The sequence below is a fragment of the Rugamonas sp. FW305-51 genome (assembly GCF_058786935.1).
Genome location: NZ_JBYSZG010000051.1, coordinates 1 through 14,661, shown reverse-complemented (window position 1 = coordinate 14,661; position 14,661 = coordinate 1). Strand labels below are relative to the sequence as shown.

Here is a 14,661-nt window from a genome sequence, read left to right as displayed (position 1 = left end):
AAATCAGAAAGTGGTTTTAAAGGTCAGTGCGACAAAGCCGCGGTCCTTGAGCAGGGGCGTCACGCCCGCGTACGAGGTGACGGCGCCGCTGGCGTCCGTCGCGAACGGGCCGAAGAAGTCCACATACTTCACGTCGAAGCGGTACTTCTGGTACAGGTCGAAGCCCAGGCCGACGCTGTAGTTGCCGGCGTGCTTGTTGCCGCCCGAGTTCACGCCCGAGTTGCCCGACAGGCCCACCGAATAGTTGAGCGGCAGGGTCAGGTCCAGGCCCGGCAGCACCTGGAACCAGGTCGGGGTGAAGTTGAGCGCCATGCCGAAGTAGTCCTTGCTGACCTTGTCGATGCCCGTGTAGCTGTCGCGGCCCTTGTAGAACTGGGCGCCCTGGGTCACCTTGGCCACCCGGTTCCACGTCAGTTCGGCGATCCAGCTGGAGGCGTCGAACAGCGGCGTCTTGGCCGTCGTGCCCAGCGCGTTGAGCACGCCGTGCACGGTGTCGCCGCGCGTGCCGCTGACCTGGCCCTGGCCGGGCTGGTTGGCCGCCGTCACCACCAGCGCCCCGCCCAGCATGCTGTTCAGGCCAGCCATCAGGGCCGGATTGGTGCCGACCGGCATCAGGACGGCCGGGCTGCTGTTGAGCGGCATGTCGCGCCGGTAGCTGAGGTCGGCGCCGATGGCCACCCCCGCCACGCTCTTGGACAGGCTCATGCCGAACACGTCGATGCCGCCCGCGTATTCCAGCTGGTAGCGGCTGGTGCCGCCCAGCGTGGCCGGGTAGAACAGGCAGTTGCCGGCCACCACGGCGGCGCCGGGAATGGCGGCCGTGCAGGTGGCGTTGCCCACGGCCTGGGCCGTGGCGGCGCCCGCTTGCTGGGCTGCCGCCTGGGCGGCGGCGGGCGTGCCGCCGGCCGCGATGACGGCCGCGGCCGCCTTCTGGGCGTTGGCTGCCACCAGCGGATTGCTTTGGCCTAAGGCGGCGGCCGGCAACCCGGCCAGGCGGAAGTTCACTTGCGGCAGCAGGTCGGCCGTGCGGCGGCCGTAGAAGCCCAGCGTGCCGTCCAGCCACTCCGGGCTCCAGCGCGCGGCCAGGCCGAAATCGCCCTTGTGATCGGGCTCGCGGTCGGCCTCGCGCATGGCGCGGCCCAGGCCGGGCAGGATGAACGATTGTCCGCCCTGCAGGCCAAAGTCGAAGAAACCGAGGTAGGAACCCGATTCCGGCAGGCGGGCCGGCTTCCACTTGAAGAAGTACTGGGCCGCGAACGACAGTTCCGTGGTGGGCGAGAACTGGGTGGAGATGGCCTGGCGCGGCAGGAACAGTTCCTTGGCGTCCGTGTTGGGCACCGAGTAGGCCTTGATCAGGTCGACGGCCGACTGGCCGTAGTTGACGCCGTGGATCACCGACAGCAGGCTCTCGCCCCAATACAGCGTGTGCTGGCCCAGCTTGACGTTGACGGGCATGTCACCCAGCTCGAAACCGGCGAACACGAAGGCGTCCAGCACCTCGCCCGACGGGCCCTTGTGATAGCGTTTGGCGTAATCCGACAGGCCCAGCGCCGGCTTGCCGTCCGCGCCCAGGTGGTTTTCCGTCGCCACGTTGTTGTTGTCCAGGTGGCCGTAGGCGCCGTCGGCCCAGCCGGCAGCGCTGACGCGAAAGCCCATCTTCTTCTGGTAGACGAAGTCGAATTCGCTCAGCAGGTCGATCCGGTTCGACACCGTGCCCTTGTCGAAGTTGCGGTCGCCGTCGTCGGAGTTGACCGACTTGAGGATGCTGGCGTTCTGGCTGCCGAGGCGATTGGCGTAGTTGTACTTGACCGTGTTGTCGAAGCGGATGGCCAGGTCGGGATTGCCGGTCTCCAGTTCCATCGCGCCCGCCGCGCCCATGGCGCACAGGGCCGCCGCGAGGGCGGTTGCGCGCAGGACCAGGGCCTGTTTCTGCTGTGTTTGTTTCATGCTGCACCATCTCCTTGGTTATCGTTATGTGTACCGCTGGGTACTGCCACTGCTACCTGCAAAACTGGACGGCGGCCCAGGCCAGGGCCGGGTGGGCGCGCGCCGCGGACGGCACGGATCCTGCCGCGTGGGCATGCTGGAAATCGAGGCTGGCTTACGGGTGGGATCGCGCCGTCGGCGCGCGGCGCCGCTGTCGCTGGTGGTATCGCTGCATGGTGGTGTCTCCCGTGTCGTGCCGCTTTTGTTTGCGCTGCCGTGAGATCTATGGATGATCTCTTGATTGCATTCTGCGACCATCGTCCACGCCGCGCTTGTCATTTTTTGTCAAGCGACAGTCATTTTGCGACAGCTGTGGTTTTCAGGATCAGGGGGCCCTTGTAGGCGTCCATGATGGCCGACGCCGGCATGCCGTTGCCGACGATCTGGGCCAGCGCGTTCATGGCGCGCGTGACGTGGCGGAAGTACTTCTCGTAGCTGGGGCACAGGTAGTTCATGCCGGCCTCGCCGTCGGGCGAGGCCATGAAGCGGTTCTTGGGGCACTCGCCGTGGCAGGCGAACAGGTAGGGGCAGCGCTTGCAGTAGCCGGGCAGCGCCGTCTCCTTGGCGGCGCCGAAAGCCTGCTGTTGGGCGCTGGCGGCCAGTTGCCGCGGGTCGTCGTTGGCAATATTGCCAAGCAGGTAATCGGGATACATGTAGTGGTCGCACGAGTACACATCGCCGCTGTGCTCGACGATCATGGCCTTGCCGCAGCGCGGCGCGAACAGGCAGACCGTGGCCGGCAGCTGCAACCACGACGCCAGCGCCCATTCGAAATTCATCACGTGGACCGTGCCCACGTCGTTGCGCACCCACTCGTCGAAGATGGCGATCAGGAAGTCGCCGTAGGCGTCGCGCGCCACCGTCTGCGCCGTGACGGCAGGCGCCACGGCCGGTGCGGCTGGTGCGGCCGGCGCGCACGCCGCTGCGGGCGCGGGTGCGGACGCGCGTGCGGGCATGGGCGTGGCTGCGGATGCGCGCGCGGCCAGCTTGGGCGGCGTGGCGAAGTGCAGGCCGATCACCTGCTCGCGCGGGGCCGGCATGCGCTCCACCACGGGATTGAACTGGATGAAGCGCACGCCCTCGGCCTTGAGGAAACGGTATATCTCCAGGCCGCGTGCCGTGCTGTCGCTGGTAACGGTGACCAGCACGTTGAACTGCACGCCATGGCGCGCCAGCAGGCGCAGGCCGCGCATCACCTGTGCGTGGCTGGAGCGGCCCTGCTTGTCCGGCCGGTGGGCGTCGTGGATGGCCTGCGGGCCGTCCAGCGACAGCCCCACCGTGAAGCCGTGCTGCGCCAGGAAGGCGCACCATTCGTCGTCGAGCAGGGTGCCGTTGGTCTGCAGGCTGTTGCGGATGGTCTTGCCCTGGCCGTATTCCTGCTGCAGCGCCAGCGCGCGGCGGAAGAAATCCAGTCCCAGCAAGGTCGGTTCGCCGCCCTGCCAGGTGAACTCCACTTCCGGCGTGTCCTGCGCCGCGATGTAGCGCTGCACGTAGGCCCGCAGCACCTCGTCGGCCATGCGGAATTTTTCGCGCGGCGGATACAGCTGCTCCTTCTCCAGGTAGAAGCAGTAGTCGCAATCGAGGTTGCACAGCGGCCCGATCGGCTTGGCCATCAGGTGCAGGCCCTGTTCCGGCGCGGGCGGGGTCACGGGGGCGGGCGGTGTGTGCATGGCGAGGACTCGCAGGTGGATGGCCGAAGCCGCATTGTCGGACGCGCCCTGTTGCGGCGCTTGTCATTTTTCGACAAGCCGCTGTCATTTGCCGACACAACTCATTATGATGGAATTCGAGCGGCAAGCATATGCCGACGACGACACGCCAGAGGCCAGCATGAACACGTTAGAGCAGTCCGTCCCGGCGCGCTATTTCGCGATGCTGATGGATTACCTGGAAAGCCACGGCACGCCCTGCCGCGACGCCCTCAGCGCGGCCCAGATACGTACCCTGAACGATCCGCTGGCCCTGCTCACCACCAGCCAGGTCGACACCCTGGTGCATGAAATGACGCGCCTGACGGGCCGCCACGACCTGGGCTTCGAACTGGGGCGCCTGATCAAGCTCAATTCGCACGACGTGCTGGGCTACGCCATGATCAGCAGCCCCACCATCGACCACATGCTGCGCCTGGTGTCGCGCTACTACCGCCTGATGTCGCCCATGTTCGTGTTCCGCTACCAGCGCCTGGGCGAGCGGGCCGAAGTCAGCTTCCAGCCGGTGGTGGCCATGAGCGAACCGACCTTGCAGTTCTACCTGGAGACGGTGGCGCTGTCGTTCCACGTGCAGCTGATGGCCGCCTCGGGCGGCAAGCTGGGGCCGTACGACATCGCCATGTCCATGCCGGAACCGGCCCACGCGCAGCGCTACCGCGAGCTGGCGCCGGCCCGCTTCCATTTCGGCGCGGCCCAGCCGGGCGTTCACATTACGATGAACGCGGCCAACTTCGACCAGCCCTTGCCGATGGCCGACCTGCGCGCGCTGGCCCGCGCCGAGGCGCGCTGCAAGCTGCTGCTGCAGGAAATGACGGCGGCCGGCAAATGGTGCGACTGGGTCGCCATGATGCTGCGCGAGGCCGAGGACAGCCAGCCCACGCTGGACGAACTGGCGCGCATCCTCAACATCTCGGCCCGCACGCTGGACCGCTACCTGGCGCGCGAAGGGGTCAGCTTCCGCGACCTGGCGCTGGCCATCCGCAACGAGCGGGCCTGTGAAATGCTCGCCAGCGGCAAGCACCCGGTGTCGCAGATCGCCTACCGGCTCGGCTACAGCGACATGGCCAACTTCAGCCGCTCGTTCAAGAAAAGCAACGGCATCAGCCCGTCCACCTACATGGCGCGGCATCGCGGCTAGGCGCTCCTATCATTCCGATACCTAATTGACAACATCGTGCGGACTACATTATGGTTAATGTTGTTTGTTAATCAAACAATTCCAGCCCATTCCCGACCCAACAGGAGCCCACGATGACACCACGCATGATGCTGACGGCAGCACTGCTGTCCGGCCTGACCCTGCCCGCCCTGGCCGATACCCTGGCCACCCTGTCGCTCAGCGATTTCCACACCCAGCTGAAAGACCTCAACCAGGCCGACGGGGTGGGGCCGCAGATCCAGTGGGGTTATGGTGGCACATCCACCTATTCCAACGATCAGGCCCAGCTGGGCTGGACCAAGAACAGCTATCCCTGGGGCGACTACTGGATGCCCCAGTGGAGCATGGGCGGCGAGGCGAGCCAGTGGGCCACATCGCCCGCCACGCTCAATGAAACGTCGGTGCATGGCCATGGCACGCAACAGATCAGCACCACCGGGGCCGGTCTCGATAGCATCTCGCTGGCAGCGAGCGCCCAGCGCGGCCAGAACGTGTCGTCCCAAGCTTCGATGTACCAACAATTTACGCTGACGGCCGGTACCCAGGTGACCTTCAGCGTGCAGGTCAATGCCTATCTGTCGGGCACCGGCTACAGCGGCAGCTGGACGCCGCCCATAGGCTGGAGCGGTGCGGGCAATGAACTTTCCGCGTTTAGCGCCGGCATGAACGCCGCCGCCCTCAATACCAGTTTGTACGGGTCGGGCAGCAGCGCCTGGACGTGGCAGCCGGACGCCTACGAATCATCGATGGGCGGCCAGATCATGCAACTGACGGTCAAGAACACGGGCAACTCCGACAAGAGCTACACCTTGGGCATCTATGGCAACAGCGAGGCCTGGGAGCTGGCCGCTCCCGTGCCGGAACCGGCCAGCTACGCCATGCTGGGCGCCGGCTTGTTGCTGGTGGGCGCCGCGGCTCGCCGGCGCCGCCAGGGCTGATCCGTCCGCAGCGGCGCCCGGTGATACGCCTTCGCCGGAACGCCGCTAACTCACGGTGGCGCGCTGCACCTCTTCCGCCGCGCGCATCCCCGACTGATAGGCCCCATGCACGGTTTGATAGTATTTTTTGTCGGTCGCTTCGCCGGCAAAATAGAGCCTGCCACTGACGCTTTTCGCCAGGTCCGCGCGGTGCGCCGGCGTGGCCCCCACAATATGACAGGAATAGGCGCCACGGGCGTACGGATCCGACGACCAGCGCGAGATCGCCACATCCAGTGGGGCGGGAATGGCTGTGCCAAACATATTGCGCGGCGCTGCCATCGCACTTTGCGCGATCTGCGCATCGCTCCATTGTTATTTGACAAATAATTAATATTTATATTATTATCATAATACCGGATGGATATCCAATGGTAAAGATATGCACGCTTTCTCACATTTGGCGTGAGCGGCCCCAAATCGCCGCGGTAGTTTATTGAACGTCAGAGTTTTCCATCCACGATGGCCAAACTCATTTTTTCACGCTAACCCAACACAAACCTAACTTTTTAGACCAGGACGTATGACAACATCATTGAGCCAATCACAAAAAGAAGCTGAATTGCTGATTGAAAACTATGGTAAGCGGAATGGTTCTCGAAGCGAGGATACCGCGTATGCTGTGAAAACTGCCTACATCGAATCAAGTCTCACCTCAAACGCCGGCGGCCCCGGTAGCTCAACCGGTTTGTATCAATACAAGGACGCGAATTGGCACGACAATCATCGCGAGCTAAACAAAAATAGTCCTGCGGACCAGATTGAAGCCTTTTTTGAAGACATGAAAGTATTTTCTGACATGTATGAAAACTCGGCCGATGGTAAAGCCGCCCATGTGGCCGGTCTGACACGCGAGGAGTTCATGTATTCCAAGCATCATGACGGCCGTTATTCTCATCCTAGTGCAACTTCACCTGGCAAGAAAATATGGGATGCGTCAAATTTTGAGCCCGCGACACACGCTGCAGGGGGGACCGGTGGCGCTGGAGAAGGCACCGACCAGAAACCAGGTGACGGAAGTGGATTCAACCCTGGAGGCATTGGCAATATTGGCGGCTTTGGACCAGTGCCAGGTGGGGGCGGTCATTGGATACCTCAGTTGACCGTTCCAGACGTTGGCGCCCAGGCAGCGGAAGAACCGATGACATCGCTCCCTTGTCACTTTCATATCGAGGCTACAATCATCGGCAATGGGCTTGAATATAGTTCCATTATTTAAGCTAATATCATTACTTTAGCTAGAACGATGCGTGACTCTTCTTCATTTCTGACGCATCGTTCCGGAAGATATTGACCTAACTGTTTAACAGCGCGTCGAGCCAAACACGCCCCAGGCGCGTGATCCGGAGTAAATATGAGCATTTTCCAGGTGATTGTACTGGCCCCCGCGCTTAGCTCGCCATTAGCACATGCAACGGCAGCACACCCACAAGACTGTCCATTCGAACGCGCGCAGTATGTCTTGCGCGCAGACAAAAACGTGACCGCCAACTTCACCCCAACCGGCAACCAAACTGACCAACATTTATTACTACGGATCGCCTCACGCAAAACAGGACGGACTTATTGGTTCACGATTGACGAAGGCAACGGCTATAGCGACGCGCATATTTCATCCACTGATGCGCCGAATGCAGATATATCAAAGGACAGGGTAAAGGCAGCACCCGAGACTGGCAATGCGGATCTGTCGTTTTTCACGCTGTCGGAAACGCTCGACGTGGCTTCCGAGTCGCCGCGCACTGGCAATCCAGCACCCGCCTATCTTTTTGTACCGGAACTTGGCGCCAACCTCTGGTATTTTGGACCGTATTTCCTCGCAAAGTCCGACACCTCTGTGCGTGAGAAACTACCACGCAGCCTGTTTGAACTGGCCGCATGCCAATAGCTGGCAGCGGCCGCGCGCTGTTCGCTCACCGGCCGCTCGTCATAGGCAAGTTCCGCATCGATCTGGCACGCAGCGGGCTATCGCGGCCATTGCGGTATGATCCGTCGGGCACCGGCTACAGCGGCAGCTGGACGCCACCCCTACGAATCATCGATGGGCGGCCAGATCATGCACTGACGGTCAAGAACACGGGCTAGCTCACGGTGGCGCGCAGCACTTCTTCCGCCGCGCGCATCCCCGACTGATAGGCCCCGTGCACGGTTTGATAGTATTTCTTGTCGGTCGCCTCGCCGGCAAAATAGAGCCTGCCACTGACGCTTTTCGCCAAGTCCGCGCGGTGCGCCGGCGTGGACCCCACGATGTGACATGAATAGGCGCCACGGGCGTACGGATCCGACGACCAGCGCGAGATCGCCACATCCACTGGGGCGGGAATGTCTGTGCCAAACATATTGCGCAGCGCCGCCATCGCACTTTGCGCGATCTGCGCATCGCTCCATTGCTCTATCTTTGTGCCAAACTCGGCAGCATTAAACCCCATCAACATGGGCTCTCCGGTCACGCGGGAAAAGCTGACCCATTCCGCCCATTCGCCCGCGTGTCCCTGTTTGGGAATCTGGTTGAGCCAATCGACCTGTTTATCCCAGAACGTATAGGGGAACAACAGACAACATTTATTGAGCACGCCTACGCCCAGCTTGCGTATGGCATCCTGCTTTGCGCCCGGCAACGGCGGATAGAATTTGACGTCGCCATGTTTCAGTACGCCGAGCGGCAAGGTGACGACAACGTAATCGGCTTGCAGCGTTCCCTGGCTGGTTTCAACGCTCGCCCCGCCGGCCGCCTGATAGGAGATGGAGCGCACTTCGTGCTCAAGCCGGATGTCGATGCCGGACGCCAGGCTATCGGTGATGACCTTGTAACCGTCCAGGAACAGGACTTCGTTGCCGTCGTATGAGGAGCCGCTGTCGAACCACAACCTGGACAGATGACGGGCCGCGCCGCCGTATTCATGCTCATAAGTCGTATTGACCAGGAAATCGATCATGCGCTGTTCGCTCACCGGCCGCTCGTCGTAGGCCAGTTCCGCATCGATCATGGCGCGCAGCGAGCTATCGCGGCCATTGCGGTCCTGTTCCGACACGGCTTGCTCGATGGCCGCGCCCAGCGCTTCGAGCTTGCGGTTGTCGGCTGCGCTGACCGCGCCCCCATCGCCGCTGTATGCCTCGGCATTCTCGAGATTGGTCACGCTCGTTCTCGCGCCGGCTTGCCGCGCCAGCCTTGCAATGGGATTTCTCGCACCGGCACCATGGATCCATGACGCGCCCAGGTCGACAACCGGACCTTCCCAATCGGACTGCGTGTGTATCCGCCCGCCTATCCGGTCGCGTGCTTCCACCACGACGACCTCCATGCCGGCTTCGCGCAGCCGCCTGGCGGCGGCCAGGCCGGCGATGCCGGCGCCCACGACGATGGCGCGCCCCGAGGCGCTGCGTTTCGCCCTCGCATACTCCGCTGCGCCCAGCAGGCCGCTTCCAACCAGGGGGCCGATACTGAACCCCGCTTTCAAAAGAGTGCGTCGCTTCATCCTGTTGTTCTCCCAAAGTTGAAATATGGCGGGCGGCTGCAACCGCAAGCTGTCCATCGCCGCTCGCCCACCGGGTCACGGCCAGGCTTATGAGGCCAGTATTTCGCCCGCCGCACGCTGCCCGGAAATAAATGCCCCATGAACGGTCTGAAAATATTTCTTGTCGGTCGCCTCGCCCGCGAAATACAAGGTATGCCCAACGTTACTTGCCAGGTCATCGCGCATGCCCGGGGTGGAACCGAGCTTGTTGTATGAATAGGAACCTCTGGCATAAGGGTCCGACGCCCATCTGGTGATCTGATGATCGACGGGATCCGGTATCTGATTGCCGAACATGGTTTTCAGCGTTCTCATCGCATCGGCGACGATGTCCGCGTCGCTCCACGCCTCGATTTGCGCGCCAAACTGCGCAGCATTAAAACCGAGCAGGACCGGCTGGCCCGTCGGCCTGGCCAGGCTGACCCATTCCGCCCATTGCCCGTTGCGCTCGCTGACGGGGATGAAATTGATCCAGTCCGCTTGTGCATCCCAAAACACGGACGGGAAGCGCAGCAGGCATTTGTTCAGCACACCCATCCCCAACTGCGCTATCGCCTGCCGCTTGTTGGAAGGTAAAGGTGGCTCGAACCGCACCTGGCCCGCCTGCAATACGCCCAGCGGCAAGGTGATCAGGGCACAACGGCCCTGGACCGTCCCCTGGTTGGTCGTCACGGTAACCATGTCGTTGCCGTAGCTGACGGACGCGACCACGTGTTCCAGTCGGATGTCGAGGCCTTTTGCCAGATGCTCGGTCAGGACGTTGTAGCCATCCAGGAAGAGCCGCTCCCCGCCATCGAATTTGCTGTCGCTGTCAAACCAGAGCGCGGACAGGTCGGTGGCCGCGCCGCCGTATTCATGCTCATAGGTCGTATTGACCAGATAGTTGATCGCTTCCTGCTCCGCGACCGGCCTGCTTTGATACTGGGTGCCGCTGTAGACGGCGTCGGACAGGGAACGGTCATTGGCACCATCCTGGGCGCTGCCGATGGCCTGGCGTATCTCTGCCCTCAGTGCCGAGAGACGGTCGCTCTCGGCGGCGGACAGCAGATGCCCATCGCTGCCATAGGCGAGGTCGCTGTCAAAGCTGGTGGTGGCCGTGCGGGCGCCAGCCTGCGTGGCGAGCGCGGTGATGGGATTGGCCGCGCTGTCGCCATGTATCCAGGTCGCGCCCAAATCGACGGCGGCATCTTTCCATTTGCCTGAAGTGAAGAGCCGCCCGCCCGTCCTGGCCCGCGCTTCCAGCACAATGACTTGCTTGCCGGCGTCGCGCAATTTGCTGGCGGCGGCCAGGCCGGCGATGCCCGCGCCGATGACGATGATGGGCAGGGCCGCCGTCGCCGCGCCAGGTGGCGTGACAGCTGCGGGACCGGGTGCGGCAGCGCCATCCGTTTGGCCGCCGTCACTGCCGCCACCGCATCCGACCAGGGTGAGCGCGCCCGCGATCGTCAAAAAATCTCTTCTTTTCATGTGCATCACTTAATACGAGGTTTACCGTCTGCGCTGGCCGATGGCACTCCATCATTCCCCTGCCAGCGCGGCCGTGGCTTCTAACCGATGTTGCCCATGGTATAAACTGCGGCCATGGCCAACAATTGCGCATTGCGCCGATTCCATGGCAAAACACCTCAACCCGCAGTCCCGGCCAATGCCCCCATCACCGGTCACCATCCCCATCGCACTGGTGCGCGGCATGGTCTCGGGGGTGCGCGGCCGCAGTCCGGGCCGGGAAGTGTTCCTGGCCGATGCCGGCATCGCGCCGGAGCTGCTGGAACAGGACGGCGCCCGGGCCACGGCGGCCCAGTACATCGCCCTTTACCGCGCCCTGATCGAGCGCCTCGCCGACGAAGCCATAGGCTTCCTGTCACGTCCAATGAAACCCGGCTGCTTTGCCCTGATAGTCCGTTCCGCCATGGGTGCGCCCGACCTGGAGGCGGCGATCCGGCGCAGCGCGCGCACCTTCAACCTGCTGCAGGACGACCTGGTACTCGAACTGGTGCGGGACGGGCAACTGGCGGGGGTGGCGCTGCGCTTCCTCGAGCCCACGGTTTCCCGGCCGCTGTTCGTCGACGAGATGCTGCTGCGGATCAGTTGGCGCTTGCTGGCCTGGCTGGCGGGCGGGCGCTTGCCGGTGACGCGCTTCGACTTCGCCTTCGAGCGCCCGCCCCACGTCGATTGCTATGACAAGGTGTTTCCCGCGCCGCTCAATTTCGGCCAGCAGCGCCTGGCGTTCTGGTTTGAAGGGCGGCGGCTCAAGGGGCCGGTGCGCCGGGACGAGGCGGCGCTGCGCGCCTTCCTTGCCGACGCCCATGCCTACGTCATCGTCCCGCCCCTGAGCAGGGAGCCGACGGTTGCCAGGGTGCGCCAATTTCTCAGGCAAACCCAATCCGCTTGGCCCGACCTGGCAGCCACCGCGGCGGCGCTGCACAAGTCCTGCTCGACCCTGCAGCGGCATCTGGCTGCCGAGGGCACATCGTTCCAGGCCCTCAAGGACGAGCTGCGGCGGGACATCGCCATCGTGCGCCTGAGTACCAGCCCGGTGCCGCTGGCGGCCCTGGCCCTGGAACTGGGATTTACGGACAGCGCCACGTTCCAGCGTGCCTTCAAAGGATGGACGGGCAGCCCGCCGGGCACCTATCGCCAGGGCCGGACGTAACGCGCCAACGCACGGCAGGCACGCGACGGCACAGGCCACGGCCGGCCGGGCCTGGCACGCGATGACGGAGGCCGCGGCCGGCCTTGCCGGGAGGCCACGCTACACGAACAACTCGCCCTGCACGGGCCGCGCCGCCTGCGGCACGGCTGCGCGCTCTTCCAGCGTGCTGGCCCGCACCCCCAGCAGCCGCAAGCGCCGCTCCAGCGGCACCCGCTTCAAGCCGGCGCGGGCCGCGTGCAGGATGGCGGCCGCGTCGTCCACGGCCTGCGGCACGGTGACGTTGCGGCTGACGATCTGGAAGTCGTCGAAGCGCAGCTTGATGCTGATGGTGCGGCTGACATAACCCTTGCGCCGCAAGTCCTCGGCCAGCCGTTCGCACAGGGCCGTCAGGATGGCCGACAGGGCGGCCCGGTCCTGGCGCGCGTGCAGGTCGCGCTCGAAGGTGGTTTCGCGGCTGATGGACTTGGTTTCCGAACTGGTGGCCACTTCCCGCAAGTCCACCCCGTGCGCCGCCTCGGCCAGCCAGCCGGCGTAATGGTGGCCGAAGTGCTGCTGCAGCAGGGCCGGATCGGCCGCCGCCAGCTGGCCGATGGTGGCGATGCCGAGCGCGGCCAGCTTATCGGTAGCCTTGGGGCCCACGCCGTTGATCTTGCGCACCGGCAGCGGCCAGATGCGGTCGGGGATTTCATCAAACGCGAGCACGGTCAGACCGTCCGGCTTGTCCAGGTCGGAGCAGATTTTCGACAGCAGCTTGTTGGGCGTGACGCCGATCGAGCAGCTCAGACCCGTGGCGTCGCGCACGGCCTGCTTGATGCGGCTGGCCAGCGCCACCGTCTCGCCTTCCACGTCCGTCAGGTCGATATAGATTTCGTCGATGCCGCGGTCTTCGATGGCCGGCGCGATGGCCGCCACGGCCGCCTTGAACAGGCGCGAGAAGTGGCGGTAACGGTCGAAATTGACGGGCAACAGCACGGCGTCCGGCGCCAGCCGGGCCGCCTTCATCATGCCCATGGCCGAACCGACGCCCAGCGCCCGCGCCTCGTAGGTGGCGGTGGTGATCACGCCCCGGCCCACGTAGTCGCGCAGGCGGGCGTAACGCCGGCTGCCGTCGGGCAGGAGCTGGGGCTGGCTGTCGCGGCCGCCGCCGATGACGACCGGCTGGCCCCGCAAGTCCGGATAGTGCAGCAGTTCCACGGAGGCGTAGAACGCATCCATATCCAGGTGGGCAATCCGCCGCGCGCGCGCAGTCATGGTGGTGGCAAGCAGCCCCGACGGGCTTAATACTGTAGATACATACAGTATCGCCGCAAACGGACTCGGCCGCAAGTAGGCTTCAATTATCGCCGGATCGCATTTATGCAACAGGAGAGGCCGGCCGGCACCGCCCCGCGTGACTTTCCGGGTGGACAGGAAGATGGCCGCCAGGCAGCAGTGCTACACTGGGGTTCGACTTTCCCTCGCCGCTCCCATGTCTGTCCGTCCACTGCTATTTGCCATTGCGCTGGCCGCTCACCTGGCGCCGGCCGCGGCCTATGTGTGCCCGGCCCTCACCCGGGTCGGCCTGAGCGATCTCGGTTATGCCTCCTATCGCGAAGATGGCCACTACCGCGGCACGGCCGTCGACCTGGTCGAAGAACTGAGCCGGCGTACCGGCTGCCGTTTCGCGTTCGAATGGTATCCGCGCAGCCGGCTGTTCGCCCAGTTCAGCGCCAACCGCATCGACATGGTGATGAGTTCGCTGCCCGACGCCGCGCGCGACCGGGCCGGCCGCTGGCTACCCTACGGCTATGCCCGCTTCGAACTCGTGCTGAGCCGCAGGGCCGGTGACGGCTATGCCAGCCTGGCCGACTTTGTCGAGCGCGGCACGGGACGGCTCAACATCACGCGCGGCATGTACTTTCCGCCCGCCGTACTGGCGCAGCTGGAGCGGCTGCAGCAAGCCGGACGGCTCGAATACGTGAACGATTTCGACACGGCGTACCGCAAGATCCAGGCCGGCCGCGCCGATGGCACGCTGGCGCCGCCCGTGATCCACCTGTGGTATGCCCGGCGCCTGGGCCTGGGCGAGGATTTGGCGCGCTATGAAATGCCCGAATCGCCGCGCAACATTTCGGGCGCCTACGCGTCGCGCGCCAATCTGGCGCCCGAGTTGCAACAGGCGTTCGCCACGGCCTTCCGTGCCATGGTGGCCGACGGCACGGTACAGGCCATCTACACGCGCTACCTGGGCGCCGAAGTGACCGGACAGATCTTCTCCGGCGGCAATCGCGACCTCCTCGACATCTACGGCCGTTAGCGCTGCGCCGGCGCCGGCCTGCGCGCCACGGGGCGGGCCCGCAGGCCGTGGCGGCATGCCGCCGGCCCGGCAGCGGCTGGCCGGCAGTGCAATTATTTGCGAAAACCCTTGCCGAACGCGCGGCCAAGCTTGTAGAATACGGCCTCGTTCAGCAGTTGTGACAACGGCTGAGTGTTTTCAAGCGACACATGGGTGCTTAGCTCAGTTGGTAGAGCGGCGCCCTTACAAGGCGTAGGTCGGGAGTTCGACCCTCTCAGCACCCACCATGTACTTGAAAGCATCAACGATTAGGAGTGGTAGTTCAGTTGGTTAGAATACCGGCCTGTCACGCCGGGGGTCGCGGGTTCGAGTCCCGTCCGCTCCGCC

The 14,661-nt window shown here is 64.2% G+C and carries 12 protein-coding genes, 2 tRNA genes and 1 pseudogene; 9 read left to right on the top strand and 6 right to left on the bottom strand.

The genetic code is table 11. The features are described from left to right. Nucleotides 1-3: 3 nt before the first annotated feature. Nucleotides 4-1,947 (bottom strand): DUF1302 domain-containing protein, encoded by a 1,944-nt coding sequence (locus AC3WOS_RS24455; RefSeq protein WP_492719390.1) that lies wholly within the window; start codon nt 1,945-1,947, stop codon nt 4-6. Here AC3WOS_RS24455 and AC3WOS_RS24450 point away from each other — a divergent pair. After that, nucleotides 1,946-2,206, top strand: a complete 261-nt coding sequence (locus AC3WOS_RS24450; protein ID WP_492719389.1) for a hypothetical protein — start codon at nt 1,946-1,948, stop codon at nt 2,204-2,206. The two genes, AC3WOS_RS24455 and AC3WOS_RS24450, sit on opposite strands and share 2 nt — an antisense overlap. A 76-nt stretch (nt 2,207-2,282) precedes the next feature. On the opposite strand, the gene AC3WOS_RS24445 is transcribed toward AC3WOS_RS24450, so the two are convergent. Next, on the bottom strand, nt 2,283-3,656 hold the full coding sequence (locus AC3WOS_RS24445) for an anaerobic sulfatase maturase (RefSeq protein WP_492719387.1): 1,374 nt from the start codon (nt 3,654-3,656) through the stop codon (nt 2,283-2,285). 160 nt (nt 3,657-3,816) lie between these two features. Here AC3WOS_RS24445 and AC3WOS_RS24440 point away from each other — a divergent pair, with 160 nt between their 5' ends. Together AC3WOS_RS24440 and AC3WOS_RS24435 are read left to right on the top strand one after the other, a co-directional pair. Beyond that, nucleotides 3,817-4,833: an AraC family transcriptional regulator gene (locus AC3WOS_RS24440; RefSeq protein ID WP_492719385.1), complete on the top strand. Its 1,017-nt coding sequence runs from the start codon at nt 3,817-3,819 to the stop codon at nt 4,831-4,833. A 113-nt stretch (nt 4,834-4,946) separates the two neighbouring features. Continuing rightward, nucleotides 4,947-5,792, top strand: coding sequence for a PEP-CTERM sorting domain-containing protein (locus AC3WOS_RS24435; RefSeq protein WP_492719383.1), 846 nt, complete (start codon nt 4,947-4,949; stop codon nt 5,790-5,792). 45 nt (nt 5,793-5,837) lie between these two features. Here AC3WOS_RS24435 and AC3WOS_RS24430 read toward each other — a convergent pair. Beyond that, nucleotides 5,838-6,131: pseudogene (locus tag AC3WOS_RS24430) on the bottom strand (FAD-dependent oxidoreductase); the annotation flags it as partial. A 223-nt stretch (nt 6,132-6,354) separates the two neighbouring features. Between AC3WOS_RS24430 and AC3WOS_RS24425 the strand changes: the two are divergent. After that, entirely contained in the window at nt 6,355-7,050 is a 696-nt protein-coding gene (locus AC3WOS_RS24425; RefSeq protein WP_492719381.1) for a hypothetical protein, read from the top strand. Between the two features lie 135 nt (nt 7,051-7,185). Next, nucleotides 7,186-7,719, top strand: a complete 534-nt coding sequence (locus AC3WOS_RS24420; protein WP_492719379.1) for a hypothetical protein — start codon at nt 7,186-7,188, stop codon at nt 7,717-7,719. A gap of 193 nt (nt 7,720-7,912) precedes the next feature. Here AC3WOS_RS24420 and AC3WOS_RS24415 read toward each other — a convergent pair whose 3' ends face one another. Both AC3WOS_RS24415 and AC3WOS_RS24410 read right to left on the bottom strand, forming a co-directional pair. Next, nucleotides 7,913-9,307: a flavin monoamine oxidase family protein gene (locus AC3WOS_RS24415; protein ID WP_492719377.1), complete on the bottom strand. Its 1,395-nt coding sequence runs from the start codon at nt 9,305-9,307 to the stop codon at nt 7,913-7,915. Nucleotides 9,308-9,394: 87 nt separating this feature from the next. Further along, nucleotides 9,395-10,813 carry a flavin monoamine oxidase family protein gene (locus tag AC3WOS_RS24410; RefSeq protein ID WP_492719376.1) on the bottom strand — a complete coding sequence of 473 codons (1,419 nt, stop codon included), beginning with the start codon at nt 10,811-10,813 and terminating at the stop codon, nt 9,395-9,397. A gap of 178 nt (nt 10,814-10,991) precedes the next feature. On the opposite strand from AC3WOS_RS24410, the gene AC3WOS_RS24405 reads away from it, so the two are divergent. Further along, nucleotides 10,992-11,999 carry an AraC family transcriptional regulator gene (locus tag AC3WOS_RS24405; RefSeq protein ID WP_492719375.1) on the top strand — a complete coding sequence of 336 codons (1,008 nt, stop codon included), beginning with the start codon at nt 10,992-10,994 and terminating at the stop codon, nt 11,997-11,999. Between the two features lie 99 nt (nt 12,000-12,098). Here the strand turns inward: AC3WOS_RS24405 and dinB are convergent, their stop codons facing one another. Beyond that, complete coding sequence (dinB, locus tag AC3WOS_RS24400) at nt 12,099-13,250, bottom strand: DNA polymerase IV (RefSeq protein WP_492719374.1); 1,152 nt, start codon at nt 13,248-13,250, stop codon at nt 12,099-12,101. A 217-nt stretch (nt 13,251-13,467) separates the two neighbouring features. Here dinB and AC3WOS_RS24395 point away from each other — a divergent pair, with 217 nt between their 5' ends. The 3 genes from AC3WOS_RS24395 (at nt 13,468) to AC3WOS_RS24385 (ending at nt 14,659) form a co-directional block, all read left to right on the top strand. Then, nucleotides 13,468-14,295, top strand: coding sequence for a substrate-binding periplasmic protein (locus AC3WOS_RS24395; protein WP_492719373.1), 828 nt, complete (start codon nt 13,468-13,470; stop codon nt 14,293-14,295). A 190-nt stretch (nt 14,296-14,485) separates the two neighbouring features. Then, nucleotides 14,486-14,561 (top strand) — tRNA-Val (locus tag AC3WOS_RS24390). 24 nt (nt 14,562-14,585) lie between these two features. After that, nucleotides 14,586-14,659, top strand: a tRNA-Asp gene (locus AC3WOS_RS24385). Nucleotides 14,660-14,661 lie beyond the last annotated feature (2 nt).

Excerpts from the sequence above, each read along its gene's own strand:
- AC3WOS_RS24440 (WP_492719385.1), top strand. The coding sequence starts at position 3,817 with ATGAACACGTTAGAGCAGTCCGTCCCGGCGCGCTATTTCGCGATGCTG.
- AC3WOS_RS24420 (WP_492719379.1), top strand. The coding sequence starts at position 7,186 with ATGAGCATTTTCCAGGTGATTGTACTGGCCCCCGCGCTTAGCTCGCCA.
- AC3WOS_RS24450 (WP_492719389.1), top strand. The coding sequence starts at position 1,946 with ATGCTGCACCATCTCCTTGGTTATCGTTATGTGTACCGCTGGGTACTG.
- AC3WOS_RS24425 (WP_492719381.1), top strand. The coding sequence starts at position 6,355 with ATGACAACATCATTGAGCCAATCACAAAAAGAAGCTGAATTGCTGATT.
- AC3WOS_RS24445 (WP_492719387.1), bottom strand. The coding sequence starts at position 3,656 with ATGCACACACCGCCCGCCCCCGTGACCCCGCCCGCGCCGGAACAGGGC.
- AC3WOS_RS24395 (WP_492719373.1), top strand. The coding sequence starts at position 13,468 with ATGTCTGTCCGTCCACTGCTATTTGCCATTGCGCTGGCCGCTCACCTG.
- AC3WOS_RS24410 (WP_492719376.1), bottom strand. The coding sequence starts at position 10,813 with ATGAAAAGAAGAGATTTTTTGACGATCGCGGGCGCGCTCACCCTGGTC.
- AC3WOS_RS24405 (WP_492719375.1), top strand. The coding sequence starts at position 10,992 with ATGCCCCCATCACCGGTCACCATCCCCATCGCACTGGTGCGCGGCATG.
- AC3WOS_RS24435 (WP_492719383.1), top strand. The coding sequence starts at position 4,947 with ATGACACCACGCATGATGCTGACGGCAGCACTGCTGTCCGGCCTGACC.
- AC3WOS_RS24415 (WP_492719377.1), bottom strand. The coding sequence starts at position 9,307 with ATGAAGCGACGCACTCTTTTGAAAGCGGGGTTCAGTATCGGCCCCCTG.
- AC3WOS_RS24455 (WP_492719390.1), bottom strand. The coding sequence starts at position 1,947 with ATGAAACAAACACAGCAGAAACAGGCCCTGGTCCTGCGCGCAACCGCC.
- dinB (WP_492719374.1), bottom strand. The coding sequence starts at position 13,250 with ATGACTGCGCGCGCGCGGCGGATTGCCCACCTGGATATGGATGCGTTC.